Here is a 435-nt window from a genome sequence, read left to right as displayed (position 1 = left end):
ATATTCTTCCATACTTTGGTTATCTTGATATCCAAGTATTTCAATATTTTTCGTGGCCTTAGAACGAATTTTTGACATTTCTGGCCCGTCACCTATGACAACTAACTTCTTATCAGGCAAATGAGCAAACGCATCTACCACAAGATCAATTCTTTTATAAGGTACTAATCGAGAAGCAGTTAAATAATACTCATCTTTCTTTTCACTAATAGTGAATCGATTAACATCTACAGGAGGATAAATTACTGTTGCATTTCTCCCGTAAACTTTCTTAATCCTGCGTGCGATAAAATGTGAATTAGCAATAAAATGATCCACTCCGTTTGCAGTACGAACATCCCAAATTCTCATTTTATGCAATATGAATTTTGCAAGAGCACCTTTAACTCCCTTATTAAGACCAGTTTCTTTAAGGTATTGGTGCTGTAAATCCCA

General features: G+C 34.7%; 1 protein-coding gene. It reads right to left on the bottom strand.

The window, feature by feature from the left end; all coding sequences use genetic code 11:
• On the bottom strand, positions 1-435 hold a 435-nt coding region (locus tag M3677_RS17415), incomplete at both ends, for a glycosyltransferase (RefSeq protein ID WP_251161202.1).

This window comes from Curtobacterium sp. P97, from assembly GCF_023712445.1.
Classification (GTDB): Bacteria; Actinomycetota; Actinomycetes; order Actinomycetales; family Microbacteriaceae; genus Curtobacterium.
Note: the sequence above shows the minus strand (reverse complement) of the source record. Positions and strands in the feature narration are given on the sequence as shown.